General features: G+C 73.4%; 18 protein-coding genes and 1 tRNA gene. 12 read left to right on the top strand and 7 right to left on the bottom strand.

What is annotated here, in order from left to right; translation table 11 throughout:
* Positions 1–8: 8 nt before the first annotated feature.
* From ABIB16_RS10340 to ABIB16_RS10330, 3 genes are read right to left on the bottom strand one after another with little or no spacing between them, the layout of a single operon-like run.
* Positions 9–218 (bottom strand): hypothetical protein, encoded by a 210-nt coding sequence (locus ABIB16_RS10340; RefSeq protein WP_020624127.1) that lies wholly within the window; start codon positions 216–218, stop codon positions 9–11.
* Positions 219–239: 21 nt separating this feature from the next.
* The gene (locus ABIB16_RS10335) at positions 240–368 is read right to left on the bottom strand and encodes a putative transporter small subunit (RefSeq protein WP_208857705.1); all 129 of its coding nucleotides are present in this window, start codon (positions 366–368) and stop codon (positions 240–242) included.
* A gap of 34 nt (positions 369–402) precedes the next feature.
* The gene (locus tag ABIB16_RS10330) at positions 403–2100 is read right to left on the bottom strand and encodes a sodium:solute symporter family protein (RefSeq protein WP_354436258.1); all 1698 of its coding nucleotides are present in this window, start codon (positions 2098–2100) and stop codon (positions 403–405) included.
* 352 nt (positions 2101–2452) lie between these two features.
* Between ABIB16_RS10330 and ABIB16_RS10325 the strand changes: the two genes are divergently transcribed.
* From ABIB16_RS10325 to ABIB16_RS10310, 4 genes are all read left to right on the top strand, one after another.
* Positions 2453–2863, top strand: a complete 411-nt coding sequence (locus tag ABIB16_RS10325) for a VanZ family protein (RefSeq protein ID WP_060974163.1) — start codon at positions 2453–2455, stop codon at positions 2861–2863.
* A 34-nt stretch (positions 2864–2897) separates the two neighbouring features.
* Positions 2898–2970: transfer RNA gene (locus tag ABIB16_RS10320), tRNA-Ala, on the top strand.
* Between the two features lie 246 nt (positions 2971–3216).
* Positions 3217–4344, top strand: coding sequence for a glycosyltransferase (locus ABIB16_RS10315; protein ID WP_144825177.1), 1128 nt, complete (start codon positions 3217–3219; stop codon positions 4342–4344).
* A complete protein-coding gene (locus tag ABIB16_RS10310) occupies positions 4344–5432 on the top strand; it encodes a glycosyl transferase (protein ID WP_144825178.1) in 1089 nt (362 codons plus the stop codon). The genes ABIB16_RS10315 and ABIB16_RS10310 overlap by 1 nt, the downstream gene beginning before the upstream one ends.
* Before the next feature lie 28 nt (positions 5433–5460).
* Here the strand turns inward: ABIB16_RS10310 and ABIB16_RS10305 are convergent, their stop codons facing one another.
* Positions 5461–7455 carry a glycosyltransferase gene (locus ABIB16_RS10305; RefSeq protein ID WP_144819540.1) on the bottom strand — a complete coding sequence of 665 codons (1995 nt, stop codon included), beginning with the start codon at positions 7453–7455 and terminating at the stop codon, positions 5461–5463.
* A gap of 165 nt (positions 7456–7620) precedes the next feature.
* Between ABIB16_RS10305 and ABIB16_RS10300 the strand changes: the two genes are divergently transcribed.
* The 4 genes from ABIB16_RS10300 (at position 7621) to ABIB16_RS10285 (ending at position 12535) form a co-directional block, all read left to right on the top strand.
* Complete coding sequence (locus tag ABIB16_RS10300) at positions 7621–8733, top strand: glycosyltransferase family protein (RefSeq protein ID WP_134377398.1); 1113 nt, start codon at positions 7621–7623, stop codon at positions 8731–8733.
* On the top strand, positions 8730–10109 hold the full coding sequence (locus tag ABIB16_RS10295; RefSeq protein ID WP_354403208.1) for a glycosyltransferase: 1380 nt from the start codon (positions 8730–8732) through the stop codon (positions 10107–10109). Before ABIB16_RS10300 ends, ABIB16_RS10295 begins: the two co-directional genes overlap by 4 nt.
* A gap of 178 nt (positions 10110–10287) precedes the next feature.
* A complete protein-coding gene (locus ABIB16_RS10290) occupies positions 10288–11241 on the top strand; it encodes a WcbI family polysaccharide biosynthesis putative acetyltransferase (RefSeq protein WP_119217778.1) in 954 nt (317 codons plus the stop codon).
* A gap of 112 nt (positions 11242–11353) precedes the next feature.
* Entirely contained in the window at positions 11354–12535 is a 1182-nt protein-coding gene (locus ABIB16_RS10285; RefSeq protein ID WP_078026234.1) for an NAD(P)/FAD-dependent oxidoreductase, read from the top strand.
* Positions 12536–12615: 80 nt separating this feature from the next.
* On the opposite strand, the gene ABIB16_RS10280 is transcribed toward ABIB16_RS10285, so the two are convergent.
* Complete coding sequence (locus ABIB16_RS10280; RefSeq protein ID WP_354403207.1) at positions 12616–13377, bottom strand: OBAP family protein; 762 nt, start codon at positions 13375–13377, stop codon at positions 12616–12618.
* A 327-nt stretch (positions 13378–13704) separates the two neighbouring features.
* Between ABIB16_RS10280 and ABIB16_RS10275 the strand changes: the two genes are divergently transcribed.
* The gene (locus tag ABIB16_RS10275; protein WP_041102637.1) at positions 13705–13980 is read left to right on the top strand and encodes a DUF1540 domain-containing protein; all 276 of its coding nucleotides are present in this window, start codon (positions 13705–13707) and stop codon (positions 13978–13980) included.
* Positions 13981–13989: 9 nt separating this feature from the next.
* Here ABIB16_RS10275 and ABIB16_RS10270 read toward each other — a convergent pair whose 3' ends face one another.
* Positions 13990–14817: a hypothetical protein gene (locus tag ABIB16_RS10270; protein WP_095694981.1), complete on the bottom strand. Its 828-nt coding sequence runs from the start codon at positions 14815–14817 to the stop codon at positions 13990–13992.
* 160 nt (positions 14818–14977) lie between these two features.
* On the opposite strand from ABIB16_RS10270, the gene ABIB16_RS10265 reads away from it, so the two are divergent.
* A complete protein-coding gene (locus tag ABIB16_RS10265; RefSeq protein ID WP_271437947.1) occupies positions 14978–15643 on the top strand; it encodes a transporter substrate-binding domain-containing protein in 666 nt (221 codons plus the stop codon).
* A gap of 60 nt (positions 15644–15703) precedes the next feature.
* Positions 15704–15835: a hypothetical protein gene (locus ABIB16_RS10260; protein ID WP_271437946.1), complete on the top strand. Its 132-nt coding sequence runs from the start codon at positions 15704–15706 to the stop codon at positions 15833–15835.
* A 90-nt stretch (positions 15836–15925) separates the two neighbouring features.
* Here ABIB16_RS10260 and ABIB16_RS10255 read toward each other — a convergent pair whose 3' ends face one another.
* Positions 15926–16153 carry a helix-turn-helix domain-containing protein gene (locus ABIB16_RS10255; protein WP_223247472.1) on the bottom strand — a complete coding sequence of 76 codons (228 nt, stop codon included), beginning with the start codon at positions 16151–16153 and terminating at the stop codon, positions 15926–15928.
* 258 nt (positions 16154–16411) lie between these two features.
* Here ABIB16_RS10255 and ABIB16_RS10250 point away from each other — a divergent pair, with 258 nt between their 5' ends.
* Complete coding sequence (locus ABIB16_RS10250) at positions 16412–16627, top strand: type I restriction-modification system subunit M N-terminal domain-containing protein (protein WP_069942031.1); 216 nt, start codon at positions 16412–16414, stop codon at positions 16625–16627.
* Positions 16628–17174: the final 547 nt, after the last annotated feature.

Raw genomic sequence — 17174 nt, 5'->3', positions numbered from 1 at the left:
CGAGCGGGTCAGGCCCCCTCGACGACGGCGCCGCCGGCGCGGCCCGTCTCGAGGTGGGCCTGACGCTCCCGCACGCCGCCGTACAGGGCGACGAACAGCAGCGCGAGACCGGCGGTCACGAGCAAGTGTTCGAGCCCGGCGATGCCCGGGATGGCGGCCGAGGTCTCGGCGGGCGTCAGGCGGAAGACCGTGTCGAGGGCGAGGACCACCAGGGTCACGGACCGCCCCCGGCGGAGGCCTCAGATGATCGAGCGGCCCTGGCGGCGGGCCGCGGCCCAGTCGGCGACGAAGCCGCGGGCGATCGCGACGAGGACGGCCAGCACGAGGACGGGCCACATCAGGACGTACAGGGTCAGACCGACGGTCATGCGGATGCTCCTTGCGAGTCGGGGGACGGAGGGATCAGGACACGGAGGCCGAGGCACGCTCGACCTGCGGCAGGTCCTCGGTCGCGGGGTCGAAGTCGCCGGTCACGCGCGCGATCCGGTCGAAGTCGAAGTCCTGGCCGGAGCGGACGGAGAGCCCCCAGCAGACGAGGAAGGACACGGCGTAGGCCACGAGCGAGCCCGTGAGGGTGGCGTAGTCCCGCAGGAAGCCGTAGCCGAGGAACAGCATCACGACCGAGGCGATCGCGCCGACCACGACCGCCGGACGCAGGCCGAAGAAGCCGAAGCACATGATGCCCAGCACGACGCCCACGCCGAGGATCGCGAGGGTCTCCACCACGAACGCCCAGGCGCCCTCGAGCGGGATCCACTCGAAGCGCACGGGCAGGAACACGGCCAGCGCGGCGAGCACGGACGCCGTGAACGCGACGTTGGTGATCCTGCCCCAGTAGAAGGACGCGATCACGGGGAACACGAGGCAGCCCCACAGGGCGCCCACGAAGACCAGCAGGTCGAGGATGTCGAACTTGGCGGTGGCGAAGTACAGGGCCGCCGCCGTCGCCACGATCATGGTGATGCGGCCGATCAGCAGCATGGTCTTCGGGTCGGCGTTCTGGCGGCCGACCGACTGGCCGTAGACGTCCGTCATCACGATCGACGAGAGGGCGGACAGGTCCGAGTCGGCGGTGGAGGACAGCGAGCCGATGATCATCAGGAACGCCAGGGCCACGAGCGCCAGCGGCAGGTGGTCGGCGACCATCTGCGGCAGGAGGTTGTTGACGTCGCCGTCGAGCGGCTCGACGCCCAGGTAGAGCGCCATGACGCCGAGCATGCCGACGCCGATCACGGTGCCGCCGTAGCCGAGGGTGGCCGTGATGAAGGTGGGCTTGATGAGGTCCTCACGCACGGCGAAGAGGCGCTGGGCGATGGTCTGGTTGCCGATCGCGTAGGCCAGCACGGCGGCGATGTACGGCGCCCCCTGGTTCATGAACGCCTCGGAGGAGAAGAAGCTCTGCTGCTGGGCCGTGACGTGGCCGGCCTCGACGCCGGCCTGGAACATGCCCGGGCCGCCCGCGGCGAAGAACACGGCGGGGATGATGATGACGGTCGCGCCGAGCATGGCCATCACCTGGGCGAAGTCGGTGAGCACGGAGGCGCGGAAGCCGGACCACAGGGTGTACAGCAGCACGCCCGCGGCCACGATCAGGATGCCCGCGCCGAAGGACAGCGGGGACAGCAGGGAGATCAGGGCGCCGCCGGCGATGAAGTTGGAGGTCAGGGAGATGACGGAGCCGAGCACGTTGGAGCCGGCCAGCATGAGCTGCGACGAGCGGCCGTGCCGGGCGTACATGACCTCGGCGAGGGTGTGGGCGCGCGGCGCGACCGCGCGGATGCGGCGGCCGAACGGGTAGATGAACAGGATCATCAGGGCGCCCCAGAGGCCGTAGTGGAGGGGGCCGGAGACGCCGTACGTGTAGCCGGCGGTCACGGAGGCGTACATGGAGGCGGCCCAGATCCAGGTGGCCGTCATGGAGGCGGCGGACACGCCGAAGCCGATCCGATTGCCGGCCGTCATGTAGGCGTCGGCGTTCTCCTTCTTCTTGGAGATGGCCACGGACATGATCATGGTCCCGCCGTAGAACAGCGCGACGAGCAGGATCACCCCGATCACGCCGAGCTGGGTCAGGGATGCTGCGTCCTGGGAGGGCGGCATCGGACTTCCTTTCGCACGAGTGACTGTGGACGTCCCGATCCCCCGGCGCGGTCCGGTCAGGGCACGGCTCCGCAGGGCGGAAGGTGGCGTACCGATCACGTCGCGGCCAGGGGGCCGGGGAGGTGGAGGGCATCCCGCCGGGTCCCGAGTCCACGAACGGCGAGCTCTCTGCTCAAGCCATCGCGGTCCCTCGGCCCTGGGCGGCGCTGTCAACACCGGCATCCTGGCGGAACGAGCCCACCCGGATGGGGTGATCATCACATGATCGGCGCAGAAATGGCAAAAACATAGCTCCTTTTCAGCAGGGCGGGGACCATGAGTGCCCGGCGCAGAAGCCGGACAGAATGGGCGGATGACCGTTCCTTCCGGCTCCCCGGCCGCTCCCTCCGCCCCCGCTTCCCCACGACGGCGCCGCGCCCTGGCGGCGGCGCTGGCCGTCGCCGTCGCGGTGCAGCTGGTGGTGCTGTACCTGCCGGGCGAGCAGGTGCCGGAGGCCGGGTTCACCGTGCCCGGACTGGACAAGGCGATCCACGTGGCCGTGTTCGCGCTGCCCGCGTTCCTCGCGGTGTGGCGGGGGCGGAGCGCGTGGTGGGCGCTGCCGTTCGCGGTGCACGCGCCGGTGAGCGAGCTCGTGCAGCACGCGTGGGTGCCGCTGCGGACGGGGGACCCGGTGGATGTCGTCGCGGATCTGGCGGGTGTGGTGCTCGGCGTGGTCGCCGCGGGGCGCCGCCGGATTGGAGGATCGGGGGCGTCGGGCGTATGATGGTCCGGTGCACTCCTGCGGGAGGGCATGACCTGGGGCTATAGCTCAGTTGGTAGAGCGTTTCGTTCGCAATGAAAAGGTCAGGGGTTCAATTCCCCTTAGCTCCACGGACCGTCCCGGTCCGCGATCCTCGAGGTCGCGGGCCGGGACTTTCTCGTGACGGGGGCGTGTGCGCCTGCCCTGCCCTCACCCCCGGGAGGGGGGCCGGCGCTTCCGGGGGGACCCCCCGGGTGTCTACAGTGCCGGGGTACGTCAGCGCGGACGTGATGCGGTCGTGTCACCGCAGGTCAGTCGCGCTTCTGCCGCCCCGCACGGGGCCGTTCGGCCCGGCCCGGGCCGGGAAGGGGACGCCGATGCGCATCAGCGTGCTCACCCACATGCTCCACCCCATTCGTTCGCCCTACGAGGGCGGGCTGGAGATGCACACGGCCATGACCGTGGAGCACCTCGTGCGCCGGGGCCACGACGTCACCGTCTACGCGCGGGAGGGCACCCGGGTGCCGGGCGACGTCGTCGCCGTGCTGCCCGCCGAGGGCGCCGGCCCGGGCCGCGCGGGCGCCCGCGTGCGCGAGGAGGCCGCCCGCCGGGCCTGCGCGTTGATCCTCGATGACGACTCCGACGCCGTCCTGAACAACTCCCTCTCCCCGGCGCCGCTCGAGCTGCTGCGCGCCCGCCCCGTGGTCACCGTCCTGCACACGCCGGCCACGCTGGCGGAGGTGCTGGCTGTCGTCGACGCCCCGGGCTGGACGGCTCCCGAGCACCACCGGTGGGCCTCGGTGTCCGCGTCGAACGCGCTGGCCTGGCAGCATCGGCTGCCGCGGGTGGATGTGGTGCCCAACGGGATCGAGCTGCACCAGTGGGTCTCCGACGCCGTCCCCGTGCGCGGCCGCGCCGTGTGGTCGGGCCGGATCACGGCGGAGAAGGGCCTGCACGTGGCGATCGACGCCGCCCGGATCGCGGGCATGGAGCTGCACTTCGCCGGGCCGATCTCGGACGAGGAGTACCACGCCCGCGAGGTCGTGCCGCGGCTCGGCCCGGACACCGTCTACCACGGCCACCTCGACCACCACGCGCTGCCGCACATGCTCGCCACGGGCGAGGTCTTCCTGGCCACCCCCCTGTGGGCCGAGCCGTTCGGGCTCGCCGTGGTCGAGGCCATGGCGCTCGGCGTGCCGGTGGCCGCGCTGCTCAGCGGCGCGATGGGGGAGATCGTCGCCCCGCAGGCCGGCGCGCTGGCCGTGCACCACACGGCGCAGGAGCTCGCGGTCTCGATCCGTCACGCCCGCCGCAAGGACCGGGGACGCGTGCGTGCGTGGGCCTGCCGGTTCAGCGCGGAGACCATGGTGGAGGGCTACGTGGACCTGCTCGAGCAGGCCGCCGAGGACGCCCGTGACCTCGCCGCCGCCGAGGACGCGTATGGGTTCGACCCGCAGGGGGTCCCGCGCCCGTCCGCCGATGCGGCGGACCTGGAGTCCCTCTGATGGCTCCGGCCCGCAGGCGGGTCCTCTACTACGCCCACCAGCACGGGGCGGGGCACCTGCGGCACGCCGCCGGCCTGGCGTCGACCGGGGCGTTCGACGTGACGGTCGTGACCGCCCACCCCCGGGCGGCCGCACTGCTGCCCGCGGACGTCCCCGTCATCCCGCTGCCTTCGGACCTCGTGCCCGGCCACGAGCAGCCGGCGCGCTCGCCCCTGCACTGGTCCCCGGTGGGGACCGAGATCCGGGCTCGCTTCGACGCCCTCCACGCGGCGGCGCGGCGGGTGGACCCGGACGTGTGCGTGGTGGACGTGTCCGTGGAGGCGGCCCTGTTCCTGCGCCTGGCGGGCTGGCCCGTGCTGCACCGCCGCATGCACGGCGAGCGCACCGACCCCGCGCACGCCCTCGTCTACGCCGAGGCCGACGGCCTCTTCGCCCACTACGCCGCCGAGCTCGAGGTCCCCGCCTGGCGCGCCGCCCACGCGGACCGGGTCGCCTACCTCGGGGTCGCGGACGTCACCGGCCGGCTCGGCACCCGCGCCACGACGACGGCGTCCGCCGGCGCTCCGCGCGTCGCCGTGATCGCCGGGACGGGCGGCGGCGGGGTGCGGGCCGCGGACCTGGCCCGGGCGGCATCCGCCGTGCCGGAGGCGACGTGGGAGGTGTACGGCCCGATCGCCGGGGTGGGCGAGCCGGAGGCGCCGGGCGGGCTCGCGGCGGAGGCGATGCCCGCCACCGTGACGCTGCACGGCTGGGTCCAGGCGCCGGCCCGCCGGGCCGCGGACGCCGACGTCGTGGTGGTCTCGGCCGGGCACAACGCCGTGGTGGACGCCGCCCGCTCCGGCCGCCCCGTGGTGCTCGCCCCCGAGCCGCGGCCGTTCGACGAGCAGCGCGTGTTCGTCCGCGAGATCCACCGGGCCGCGGGCGTGCCGTGGTGCGCGTGGGAGGACCCGGACGCCGACTGGGCCGGCGCGGTGCGCGGCGCCCTCGCGGACCCGGCCGCCGCCGATCGGCTCGCGGGCCTGCTGCTCGTGGCGCCGGACGAGTACCGGCGGCGCTGGGAGGCGGCGATCGAGGGCGCCCTGGGCTGAGCCCCGATCGCCCCCGGCGCGTCGCCCCTCAGTACGCGGCGTCGTCGCGGCGGGCGGCCGTCAGCTCCGCCTCCGTGGGGTGACGCAGCAGCGCGAGCCGCTCCCCCTCGGGGTCCCACGCGATCAGCCCCGCGTCCGCGAACGCGCGCAGCCACCCCTCCATGGCCCATCGGCCGTGCACCTGCCGGAAGCGGCGGGCGTTGACCAGGATGTCCTCGAGGTGGTGCAGCGGCGGGACCATCACCCCGTGGTGCTGGTGGAACGCCTCGGCGGGGCTGAACCGCAGCGTCAGGCCGGCGTCGCGGGCGCGGAAGGCCAGGTCCGTGTCCTCGGCGCCGTAGCCGGTGAAGCCCGCGTCGAAACCGCCGATGCGGGCCAGGTCCGCGCGGCGCAACGCCAGGATCAGCGTCCACACGAGGTGCCACTCGTCCGAAGGGCCGGCGGTCAGGTGCGCGCGCGCCCGGTGGGGCACGGAGAGGCGGCGCAGCAGGGCGTCAGCGCGGTGCGAGGTCAGATCGGCCTCCCCGACGTCGCGGGTCCAGCCCGGCCGCAGGTAGCGGGGCCGGCCCATCACCACGGACCCGGGGTGGGCCGCGACCTCGGTGGCCAGCACGCCGACGGTTTCGGCCGCCGGGATGCAGTCCACGTCGAGGAAGACGAGGATCTCGCCGGTGGCGAGCTCGGCCGCGCGGTTGCGGGCCTGCGCCAGCGGCAGGCCGGCCTCGGCGGACACGTGTCCCACCGTGATGGGCAGGTCCGTGGCCGGGACGCGGCCGTCCGGCTGGCCCATGAACACCACGACCACCTGGTCCGGGCGGCGGTGGGAGCGTTCCAGCCCGGCGATCACGCGGGCCAGGTGCTCGTCCCGGTGCCCCGTGATGACCAGCACGGACACGCCCGGCAACGCCCCGCGCGCCCGGGCGAGGGCCTCGCGGTAGACGGCCACGTGGGCGGCGGCCACGCGACGACGCTGCCGGGCCCGGGCGGCCGGGTCGGCGGGGGCCGTGCGCGCGCGGGCGCGCACCAGCGTCTCGAGCGCGTCGGCGAGGGAGTCGGGGTCCTCCGGGTCGAACGCGGCGAGCGAGTCGGGGGTCAACCAGGCGCCGGACTGGTCCGCGATGTGCCCGATGTCCGCGACGGCCACCGGCACCCCCAGGTCCCGGCACATCTCCACCCAGCCCGAGTGGGTGCCGATGCGGTACGGCAGCACGGACACGTCCACGTCGCGCAGCAGCGCGTGCAGGGCGGGGTCGTCGAGCCGGTCGTGCTGCCACAGCTCGAAGCCGTGGTGGGCACAGCCCGCGCGCAGCGCGGCCAGGGCGTCCTCGTCCTGCACGGTGTCCTGGACCTCCACGGTCACCCGCGCGTCGACACCGCGCTCGGCCAGCGTCCCGACGGCGGCGGCGAGCACCGGCAGCAGCGCCACCGGGGCCACCTGGGCGCGCAGGTCCTTGGCGTGCACCAGCAGGCGGGCGGGGGCGGCCGCGCCGTCGCCGTCGTCGGACGCGTCGGGGGGCAGCGCGCCGGGGGCGTCGTCGTCGCCCTGCGCCACGAGGTCCTCGAGCGGGACGATGTGCGGGTGGGGGACCACGAGGGCGCGCACGCCGTAGTCGCGGGCGAGGGTCGCCGCGGCGCCGGGGGTGAGCGTGAGCACGGCGTCCGCGCGGCCCAGCAGCACGGCCAGGCGGTCTCGGTGGGGGCCCTGGTCCGTCAGGTGCGGGTTCTCGAGGTCGTGCACGGTCACGACGACGGCGCCCCCGTGCGCGTGCTGCGCGTCCAGGGCGGCGGCCAGCTGGGCGGGGCTGAAGTGCTCGAAGCCGAAGTGCACGTGCAGCACGTCCGGGCGGTGCTCGGCCAGCCACTCCGCGTGCAGGGCCCGGGGCGGCCACCACTGGTGCGCGGGCGCGCCCGGCACCGGCGGGTCCGGCAGGAACTCCACGTCCGGCGCGGCGCCCGGGTCGAGGGGGCGGATCGCGCGGGTGTACGGGTGCTGCGCGGGCACGTGCTGGACGGTGATGCTCACGGGGGAGGGCCTCCTGACCTGGGGGATGCGATGCCGCGCGGGCGGCGTGTCCCCGTCCCGGGTCGGGGGTCGCGAAATCTAGTCTGTCAGGGCAGGATCGGAGAATCGGAGCAGCGGCATCCTGTCCGTTCCGGCGCGCCGCCGCGTCGAGGAGCGCCGCCGCAGGTGAAGGGGATCGTGGACGTGGACTCGCAGCCGCAGGGGCGTGTGCTGTACGTGACCGTGGGCGCGCCGGAGCACGGCGTGGTGCGCCATGGCCGGCAGACCGCCGCCGCCCTCCGTCGGGTGGGCGCCGAGGTGGAGCTGCTCACGGCGGAGGACGTCGCGGCGTTCCGGGGCCTCGTGCCCGTGCTGGAGGAGGCGCGCGCGCTGGGCGCCGCCGTGCACCTGGACGTCACGGACGCGCTGTTCGGCCCCACCGCGACCGCCGCTGCGGACCTGCTCGTCGACGTCCTGCCCGAGGGCACCACGCTCACCCTGCACGACATCCCGCAGCCCGCCGAGGGCGACGGCCGCTACCGCCGCCGCGGCGAGGCATACGCGCGGCTCGCCCAGGCGGTGGACGGCGTCGTGGTCTCCTCGCAGCACGAGCGGGCGCTGCTGGCGGACCTGGTGGACGTGGCCGCGGACGTGGTCCCGCTGCCCGTTCAGGACCGCCGGGCCGCGGCCGCCCGCGCCGAACCGGTGGTGCCGGAGAGCATGGCCGGCCTCGACCGGGACCTCGTGCTCTTCGGCTTCGTCTACCCGGGCAAGGGGCACGCCCTCGCCCTGGAGGCCCTCACCGAGCTGCACCGCCAGTGGGGCCCGGACTCCGGGGCGCCGCGCCGGCTGACGGCGCTCGGACCCGTCAGCATCGGGCATGACGACCTCGTGGCGGAGCTGACCCGCGACGCCGAGGCGCGCGGCCTGGAGTTCCGCGTCACCGGGTTCGTGCCGGACGAGTTCGCGGACGCGGCCCTGCTCTCGGCGGGCATCCCGTTCGCGGCGCACCGCAACGTGTCCGCGTCCGGGTCCCTGGCGGCGTGGACCTCGGTGGGGCGGCGGGCGATCGCCTCCGCGGGCCGCTACACGGAGGAGATGGAGCGCCTGCGCCCGGGCACCCTGCGGCTCGTGCACCCGAACGGGTCGCCGGCCTTCGCGCTGGCCGAGGCGATCGCCGAGGCGGTCGAGGACCCCGAGCGCACGTGGCTCGACCCCGCCGTGGACCTCTCGCCCGGGGCCGAGGACTGCGCGCGGATGCTCTTCGACGTGCTCCGCCGCGTGCACAGGTGGACGTGAGCGCTGCCGTCTCCGTGGTGGTGCCCTACTACCGGGCCCAGGCGGACCTCGACCGGCTCACGGCCGCGCTCGCGGCCCAGCGCGGCCTGACCGGCGGGCTGCAGCTCGTGGTGGCCGACGACGGCTCGCCCGTCCCGCCCCGGGTGGACCCGGGCCTGCCGTTCGACGTGGTGACCGTGCGCCAGCCGGACCGCGGGTTCCGCGCCTCGGCGGCCCGGGCGCTCGGGGCGGAGGCGGCCGACGGCGACGTGCTCGCCTTCCTCGACGGGGACATGCTCCCCGAGCCCGGGTACCTCGCCGCGGCGCTGGCGGCGGTGGCCACGGCGCCCCGGGACGCCGCGGTGGTGGGTCGGCGGCGGCACCTGGCCGAGGCCTGGCTGGAGCGGGCCTGGGCGGACGGCTGGCGGCCCGGGGACGAGGTGCCGGAGAGCTCCCGCCTGGCTGAGCCGGCGTGGCTGGGTGACGGGTACCGCGCGACGGACGACCTGCGCCGCGCCGACTCCACCGGCTACCGGTACGTCATCTCGGCCGTGCTCACGATGGCGCGCGAGGTCTACGAGGACGCCGGCGGCTTCGACCCCGCGTTCGTGGGCTACGGCGGGGAGGACTGGGAGCTGGCGCACCGGCTGTGGCGCGTGGGGGCGGCCCTGCGCCACGCGCCGGACGCCGTGGCGTGGCAGGCCGGCGCCGACTTCGGCGGACGCGGCGACACCGCCGAGGCCGCCCGGGTGAAGGCCCGCGAGGCGCTCGTGCTCGCCTCGCGCATCCCCGCGACGACGGCCCGCGGCCACGGCCTGTCCCTGGCCGGCCCGCTGCGGGTCGAGGCGCGCGTGCGGGTGCCGGAGGGCGCGGACGGCGCGGCGGCGGCCGTGGTGGCGGTGGACGCCGTGCTGCGCGCGGCACCGGGGGCGCGGGTCGGCGTCGTGGGCGGCCTCGACGAGGCGGCGGCGCGGGCGCTCGGCGACCCCCGCGTGCGGCTGCTGGGCGAGCCCGACGGCGGCGCGGCGGCGTCCCAGGACCTGCCGCCGACGCCGGCGCGCGGCGACCTCGACGCCGTGCGGTCGGTGCCCGACTGGTCCGTGGACGTGCACGTGCGGCTGCGGCCCGCCGCGGCCGGAGCCCGGCCTGACGCGGACGCCGTCGCCGCGTGGCTGCTGCGCCTGGAACGGGCCGGCGTCGAGCGCGTGGAGGTGCTGGGCGAGCCGGGCGAGCGGGCCGAGCGCGACGTGCTCGCCGTGCTGACGTGCGCCCGGGCGCGGTGGCGGCGTCGGCGGGGCGGGACGGCGCGGGTGTGGCGGGTGCCCGCCTCCCGGCTGGGCTGGGCGCCCGTGGCCGCCGTGCCGGACCTCGAGGCGTGGTGGGGCGGCTGGGGCTGAGCGGGCCGGTGTCCGCGGGGCTGGCACAATCGCGGACAGGACGGAGCACGGGAGGACCGATGAGCGAGCTGGACGAACTGGACTTCGCGGCGCTCTCCGCGTTCCTGGCCTGGTGGTTCGGGACGGCGGGCGTCGACTGGATCCGTCGCGAGGACGGCTGAGGAGAGAGGACGCAGGCGTGCACGAGGACGAGGGACGACGCCGGCACTACGGCCACTTCTACGGGCTCGAGGACCTGCCCGAGGGTGACCTGCTGCTGGTGTGGGGCAACTGCCAGGGCGAGTCGTACCGGCGGCTGCTCGGCGGGGAGCCCGGCACACCGCTGCACGGGGCGGACCTGGTGAGCGTCCGCGTGCCGCCCGCCTTCGAGGCCCAGCCGGACGAGGTCGAGCACCTGGAGCGGCTGCTGCCCCGCGTGAAGGCCCTCGTCACCCAGCCGATCCCGCACGACTACCGGGGCATGCCCATCGGCACGGACCAGCTCGTGGCCCGGTTGCCGAAGGACGCCGCCGTGGTGCGGATCCCCGTGGTGTACGACGTCTCGCGCTTTCCCTGGCAGGTCACCCTCCGCAACTGGAAGTTCGCGCCCGGGGCGGCCGAGCGGCCGGGGGAGGACCCGCCCGTCGTGCCGTACCACGACCTGCGCGTGCTGGCCGAGGCGGCGACGGGCCGTCGTCGGGAGGTGGCGCCGGCGGCGATCCGCGAGGCCGCGGCCGCGTCCGTGCAGGCGCTGCGGGCGCGGGAGGAGGCGAAGGGGACGCTGTCCATGGCGGATCTGGTGGCGGCGGAGCGGGGCGTCGGCTTCTACACCGTGAACCACCCGACCAACATGCTGCTGACCCGCGTGGCCGAGCGCGTGGCCGGGCACCTGCCGGGCGACGTCGCCGTCCAGCCCGTGCCCGCCTCCCGCGTGCTCCTCGGCGGGGTGCGCGCGCCCCTCGAGGCGGTCGTGGTGGAGGCCCTCGACCTCGACGCCGAGCCGACCGAGGACTGGACCGTGGCCGGACAGACCGTCCCGGCCGAGCAGCTGCGACAGACCCACCTGGACTGGTACGCGCAGAACCCGCAGGCCGTGGAGGTCGGGATGCGCAAGTACGCCGACCAGCTGCGGCTGCTGGGCCTCGCGGGCTAGCGCCGGCCCCGGCCACCAGTGGAGGATGGGCGGCACGTCCCGTCTGCCGCGGAGCACGTCTGCGGGGGCGGCCGTACCGTTTCCTTGACCCCGTCACCCCACGGAGGACCACGTGACCGAGCAGTACGACATCCTGATCGTCGGCGGCGGCAACGCCGGCGTGTCCTTGGCCGCCGCACTGCGGCGGAAGCGGCAGGGTCGGGTCGCCATCGCCGACGGCCAACAGCTGCACCGCTACCGGCCGATGCTGAACTACGCGGCGGGCGGGCAGGCGGACATGGCCCGGTTCGAACGGCCGATGCGGGCCGTCATCCCGGACGGGGTCGAATGGATCCCGGACCACGTCGTGGCCGTGGACGCCGAGGAACGGACCGCGGTGACGAGCACCGGGCTGACCGTGGGCTTCCGCCACCTCGTGCTCTGCCCGGGGCTGACCCCGTGGTGGGGTGCGATCGACGGGCTGCGTGAGGCCTACGCCGCCGGATGGGCGGCGAGTGCGCACGTGCCCGAGCACGTGGACGCCGCCCGGGCGCTGCTGTCGCGTGTGGCCGCGGGGGACCGTGTGGTGGCGAATGTGCCGGCTGAGCCCTCCTCGTGCGGCGGCACCGTGCTCAAGGCGCTGTTCCTGGCCTGCGCGGCATGGGAGCGCACGGGGATCCTGCCGGACGTGGACGTCCACCTGGTGACCCCGTACGGCCGGATCCTGGACCGGCAGACCATCGACCCCGCTCTGGCCGAGGCCGTGGCGAGGTACGGCATCCATGTGCACGCCGGCGCAGAGGTGAACGCCGTGGACCACGAGGCCCGCGAGGTGGTGCTCAACACCGGTGAGCGGATCACCGACGTCGCGGCCGCGTACATCACGCCCGTGGTGCGGGCCCCGGAGTTCATCGCCGAGGCAGGCCTGGCGGACGACGGCGAGGCCGGCCTGGCGGCCGTGGATCCCGCGACCCTGCGGCATCCCGTGCACCCGCACGTGTGGGCGCTGGGCGACGCCGCCGCCCTGGGCACACGGCCCTCCGGCGGAGCCCTGCGCCGGCAGGTCAAGATCCTGACCCAGAACATCCAGGCCGCGGACGCGGGGAAGCCGCTCCAGAAGTACGACGGCTACACCGTGATCCCCGTGATGGTCAGCCGGGACGAGCTGGTCCTGGACGAGCACGTCCGCGACGGCTCCGAGGACCGGTCGATCCCCGGCGTGGACCTGACGAAGCCGCGGAAGAGCACGGCGGCCTTCGACCGCCTCGGCCAGCCCCGGATCTACTGGCACCGACTGCTCAAGGGCAAGGTCTGAGCCCAGCGTTCTCGCTGTCGCGACACGTGCGGCGGACGTGCTTTCGTTCGGGAAACGGCGCCCTGCCGGCGACGCCGCCCTCAGTCGTCGCGGCCCCGCACCGGGCGCTCCTCGAGCGTGGTCTGCACGACCCGCCCGCGCTCCCAGCTGTTCGCGCCCGGCACCACGTCCGGGACCGGGATGTCCGCACGGTGGCGTCGCTTGGCCGTGGTGTCCACGCCCACGCGCTCGTCCCGGGCGCGCAGGAGGGCCTCGTCCACCTGGCCGTCGCCGGTGAGGCCCATCATCAGCTGGGGGATGCCGTACGGGAAGTCGTCCCGGTCGTACTGCCAGGTGTGGAACGTCTTCCCGTAGGTGTGGATGAGGTCTTCGAAGTAACTGTGCTCGGCCAGCTCGGGCACCCCGGGGGCGGTGAGGGCGCCGGAGCTCACCTCGTAGTGGTGGCTGTGCCACAGGCGTCGCTCCTCGTCGGGGAGGCTGCGGAACCGCTCCTCGCTGATGATGTACTCGATGCCGATCAGCCGCGCGTCCGGTGCGTTGCGGTCGAAGATCACGCACTGGTGCAGGTCGTGGCACAGGTGAATGCAGAAGTGGCTGGCTTCGACCTGCCGGCCGAGGTCGTCGGCGTAGAAGTGCAGTCCGTTGAGATAGGTGCTCATCGCGCCCATGGGGTACTTCGGCTGGACCAGGCCGGATGCCGCGTCCAGGAGTCGGTGCTTGAGCGGGTGGCCCTTCCCGACGGCGGCCATGAGGGCGATCTTGCGGGCTGCGGTGACAGCGGCCGCGGTGCCCAGTCCGGCGGCGAACCCGAGGGCGGTGGAGGACAGGCGATGGGTGCTCATGGCCCCACGCTAGGAGTGCGGGGCGGACTCGGCCAGGGTGGTGGAGCTGCCGGGGCTGCTCAGGAGGCGGGGACGGAGAATCGTCGACGCTTCTGACCCTTCTGAGTGGGCGCGTGGTCGCCAGAAGGGCCAGAGATGCAGAAGATTCCGGGCGGCCGGCGGGCACGACGTCGGTCCATACGACACGCGACAATGCGCAAAATACATTTGCGCTAATCGCCTATCGACTAAGGCTAGCCCCTCTTGTGCTATTCGCGGGCGGGAGTAATCTCGATTCCAGCAGCACCGCCCCGGCCCGGGGCGGGCCCGAACCGGGAGGATCACGCCATGACCACCGCCGTCCGCACCTGCGCCGCCAGCGCCTGCGCCTTCAACGCCGAGTCGTCCTGCAACGCCCTCGCCATCACCGTCGCCGGCTCCGACCGTACGCCCGGCTGCGGCACCTTCGTCCAGCTCGACGTCCGCCGCCCGGTGACCGAGGGCGCCTCGACCGTCGGTGCGTGCCACCGCCTCGAGTGCACCTACAACGCCGACCTCGCCTGCACCGCCGAGGGCATCGAGGTCACGGACGTGGCCACCTGCGCCACCTACACGATCGACTGACGCCGCCCCTCAGGGGTGGGCGACCCGCGCCGGGATCGCGTCCAGCAGTCGACGCCAGGCGTGCCGGGGGCTGTGATCGAGCCGGCCCGCACCGGGCAGGGCCACGTGCACCGCGGTGGCCTCGCCGTCGCGGACGCGCAGCAGGGTCACTCCAGCTTCGTCCGCGTCGAGGGCGTGGGCGGGGGACTCGGGCAGGGGCTCGGCGTCGACCTGCAACGGGGTGCTCTCGCCCGACAGCAGGCCCAGGGCGACGGCGTCGGCCAGGTCCGCGAGCACCTCGGGGGCGGTGCCCAGCACGTCGTCCGCCAGGTCTGCGAGCTCGGCCTGGTCGACGAGCCCGCGCGACGTGAGCGGCAGGGTGTGGCGGCAGAACACGGCGACGCCGTTGACGTCGTGCAGCAGGATCCGCTGGGTCTCGACGACGCCCACGCGCACCCGCGGGCCGACGTCGGCCACGAGGTCCGCGACGCGACCGCGCAACCCCAGCTCCGCGACCTCGGCCGAGTCCCGGCACCAGCGCAGGGTGCCGAGCAGATGCACGGATGCCAGGCGGGTGGGGACCGTGAGGTCCAGGGCGTCGCGCAGGACGTCCACGCGCACGTCGAGCGGCGCGGGCGTGTGGAACGCGCCGATCGAACCGAGGAGGTTGGGGACGTGGGCGACCACGAGGCGGCCCTCCGCGCTCACGCCGTGGACGGCCGTGGTGAGCGTCTCGCCGGCGCGGAAGGCCGTGACCTCGACGGAGCCCTCGCCGCGGAGCAGCCGCTGGGCCAGCAGCAGGCGACGGGGCGCCACGGGCGGCAACGGATGAGCGGGGTGCGTGGAGGCGTGGGCCATGGGGGTCCTTCCGGCGGGGGTCCGAGAACCAGTAAGGCACACCTCAGTGAGATACGCAAGGTGAGTGTTGTGTATTTGTCGTACGCGGGGCGGTGGGGGCGTGTGGTGCTGGGCTACGGTGACGGGACTCACATGCCGTCGTCGAGGGAGCCAGCCGATCATGACCTTCCGCCCTACCCACTACCGACTCACGACGGCGGCCCTCGGCGTCGCCCTGGCGCTCACCCTCACCTCCTGCGGCACGGCGCAGGATGCGGGCAGCTCATCGGAACCTGCCACCGCCACTGTCGTCGACTCCGCGCTCACACGCATCAAGGAGGCCGGCACGTTGCGCGTCTGCTCCACCGGTGACTATCCGCCCTTCACCGAGCAGACCGAGAGCGGCGACTGGAAGGGCATCGACGTGGACATGGCCCGGGATCTCGCCGAGACCATGGGCGTGGAGCCGGAGTTCGTGAAGACCAGCTGGAAGACACTCATGGACGACTACACGTCGGGGGCGTGCGACGTCGCCGTCGGGGGCATCTCCCTGAACCCGGAACGCGCCGAGCAGGTGTACTTCACCGTGCCCACGCAGGAGGACGGCAAGACGCCGATCACCCGCTGCGAGGACGTCGAGAAGTACGACACCGTGGCGGAGATCAATCAGCCGGGTGTGCGGTCGATCTTCCCGGAAGGCGGCACCAACGAGAAGTTCGCGCGGGAGCACTACCCGCAGGGCGAGCTGCTGACGCACGACAACCTCACGGTGTTCGACGCTCTCGCGGCCGGCGAGGCGGACGTGATGACCACGGACCGCTCCGAGGTGCTCTACATCGACCACTAGTACCCCGAGCTGTGCGCCGCGAACCCGGACGAGCCCTTCGACTACTTCCAGAAGGGGTACATGCTCCCGCAGGGCGACGAGGTGTTCAAGCACTACGTGGACCAGTGGCTGGCCATCGCGCTCAAGGACGGGACGTACGAAGGATTCGCGGAGCCGTGGGTCGGGGACGTGGAGCTGAGCCTGGAGGACTGAGCCGCAAGGGCGATCCCGTCCCCGCTGGGTCGCCGCCCTTGTAGACGTCCGCGGTGGTGACGCGCTTCAGGTCTTCGAGTGCAGGAGTCGTCAGCCGGTGACCTCGAGCTCGAGGCCGAGCACCTCCATGACGGAGAGCACTGACTTCAGGGTGCTCTTGCCGGTGCCGCGCTCGATCTGGCGGACGGTCGCATCCGAGACTCCCGCCAGGTCTGCGAGCTGCTGCTGGGTCAGCAGGAGCTCTTTACGCATGGCGCGGACGCGATCGCTGATCTTCATCAGCGCCGCGGCAGAGGAGACTGCGCGTGTGGTGGCCACGGCTCCAGCGTGGCAGATGAGCAGCTGAAATCCGAAGGATTCTTCGGAATCGGTGACGTTCGACTGCTGCGGTGACGAGTCGACATGGGAAACCGAAGAGAACTTCAGATTCGAGCCTCCGGGGTCGGTCGAAGAGGTGCCGGCCTCCTCATCCGAAGAATTCTTCGGAACCCGGCCCTCAGGCATCAGGCGTGCGACTTTTCAGTGCCAGAATGAGGCCGACTGCCACATCGCTGTGCTCCGAAAGGCTCTGCCACCATGCCCTCTCGCCAGAACCTCTCGAACTTCGTGTGGGGGATCGCGGATCAGCTCCGGGGCGTGTTCAAGCCGAACCAGTACGGCACGCTCGTCCCTCCGCTCACCATCCTGCGCCGCATGGAGGCGGTCATGGCCCCGCACCGGCTCGTTCTCGCGGGATCCCTCGTAGTGATCGAACAGGCTTGGCGGGATGGTCTCGACGGCGGCGAGCACTGACTCGATATCGTCCGGGGTGGGGGTGCGAGAAATCACGAGATGACCCCCTTCGCAGGGCTGCGAGCAGTATCCCTCCAGCCGCGGGCTCTGAAGTGCGGCTGTGGCAGGTGAAGTGGCCGTTCACCCTTCCGACGCGGAAACGCGACATGAGCATTCCTGCTCGACTCTCACATGTCCTCGGCGTGTCGCTCAATGGGTGCGTTGCTGTGCACAATATGCAGTTGAGGGCCTTCTCACCCTTCCTCGACAGACTCTCACTGGCACCCATTTCAGCCGCAAGAGCGCTTGGTTCGAGGCTCGCACATCAGTCACGGAGAGTTTTCTTATGCGCGCTCAGCGACTCCTCCTCTTCCTGCCCCTCCTGCTCGTGGCCACCGGCTGTTCCGGTCAGGAGGGACCGGGGCCGTCTAGCTCCCAATCCTCATTGTCCTCGTCTTCTTCGGCGGTGTCGCTGGGCTGACCCCGTTTCGTAGGTCCAGTCGTTATGAGAGTCGTCCTGTTGCCCGCGGTCGCGGGCAGGGAGACTGGTCAGATCATGACGAACAGC

It is taken from the genome of Micrococcus sp. UYEF5 (genome assembly GCF_040546065.1).
Classification (GTDB): Bacteria; Actinomycetota; Actinomycetes; order Actinomycetales; family Micrococcaceae; genus Micrococcus; species Micrococcus luteus.
This window is presented reverse-complemented; position numbering and strand designations above follow the sequence as displayed.

Bases quoted from the DNA above. Each gene is read 5' to 3' on its own strand.
- ABIB16_RS10335 (WP_208857705.1), bottom strand. From the start codon at position 368: ATGACCGTCGGTCTGACCCTGTACGTCCTGATGTGGCCCGTCCTCGTG.
- ABIB16_RS10330 (WP_354436258.1), bottom strand. From the start codon at position 2,100: ATGCCGCCCTCCCAGGACGCAGCATCCCTGACCCAGCTCGGCGTGATC.
- ABIB16_RS10325 (WP_060974163.1), top strand. From the start codon at position 2,453: ATGACCGTTCCTTCCGGCTCCCCGGCCGCTCCCTCCGCCCCCGCTTCC.
- ABIB16_RS10315 (WP_144825177.1), top strand. From the start codon at position 3,217: ATGCGCATCAGCGTGCTCACCCACATGCTCCACCCCATTCGTTCGCCC.
- ABIB16_RS10310 (WP_144825178.1), top strand. From the start codon at position 4,344: ATGGCTCCGGCCCGCAGGCGGGTCCTCTACTACGCCCACCAGCACGGG.
- ABIB16_RS10280 (WP_354403207.1), bottom strand. From the start codon at position 13,377: ATGAGCACCCATCGCCTGTCCTCCACCGCCCTCGGGTTCGCCGCCGGA.
- ABIB16_RS10275 (WP_041102637.1), top strand. From the start codon at position 13,705: ATGACCACCGCCGTCCGCACCTGCGCCGCCAGCGCCTGCGCCTTCAAC.
- ABIB16_RS10270 (WP_095694981.1), bottom strand. From the start codon at position 14,817: ATGGCCCACGCCTCCACGCACCCCGCTCATCCGTTGCCGCCCGTGGCG.
- ABIB16_RS10265 (WP_271437947.1), top strand. From the start codon at position 14,978: ATGACCTTCCGCCCTACCCACTACCGACTCACGACGGCGGCCCTCGGC.
- ABIB16_RS10260 (WP_271437946.1), top strand. From the start codon at position 15,704: ATGCTCCCGCAGGGCGACGAGGTGTTCAAGCACTACGTGGACCAGTGG.
- ABIB16_RS10250 (WP_069942031.1), top strand. From the start codon at position 16,412: ATGCCCTCTCGCCAGAACCTCTCGAACTTCGTGTGGGGGATCGCGGAT.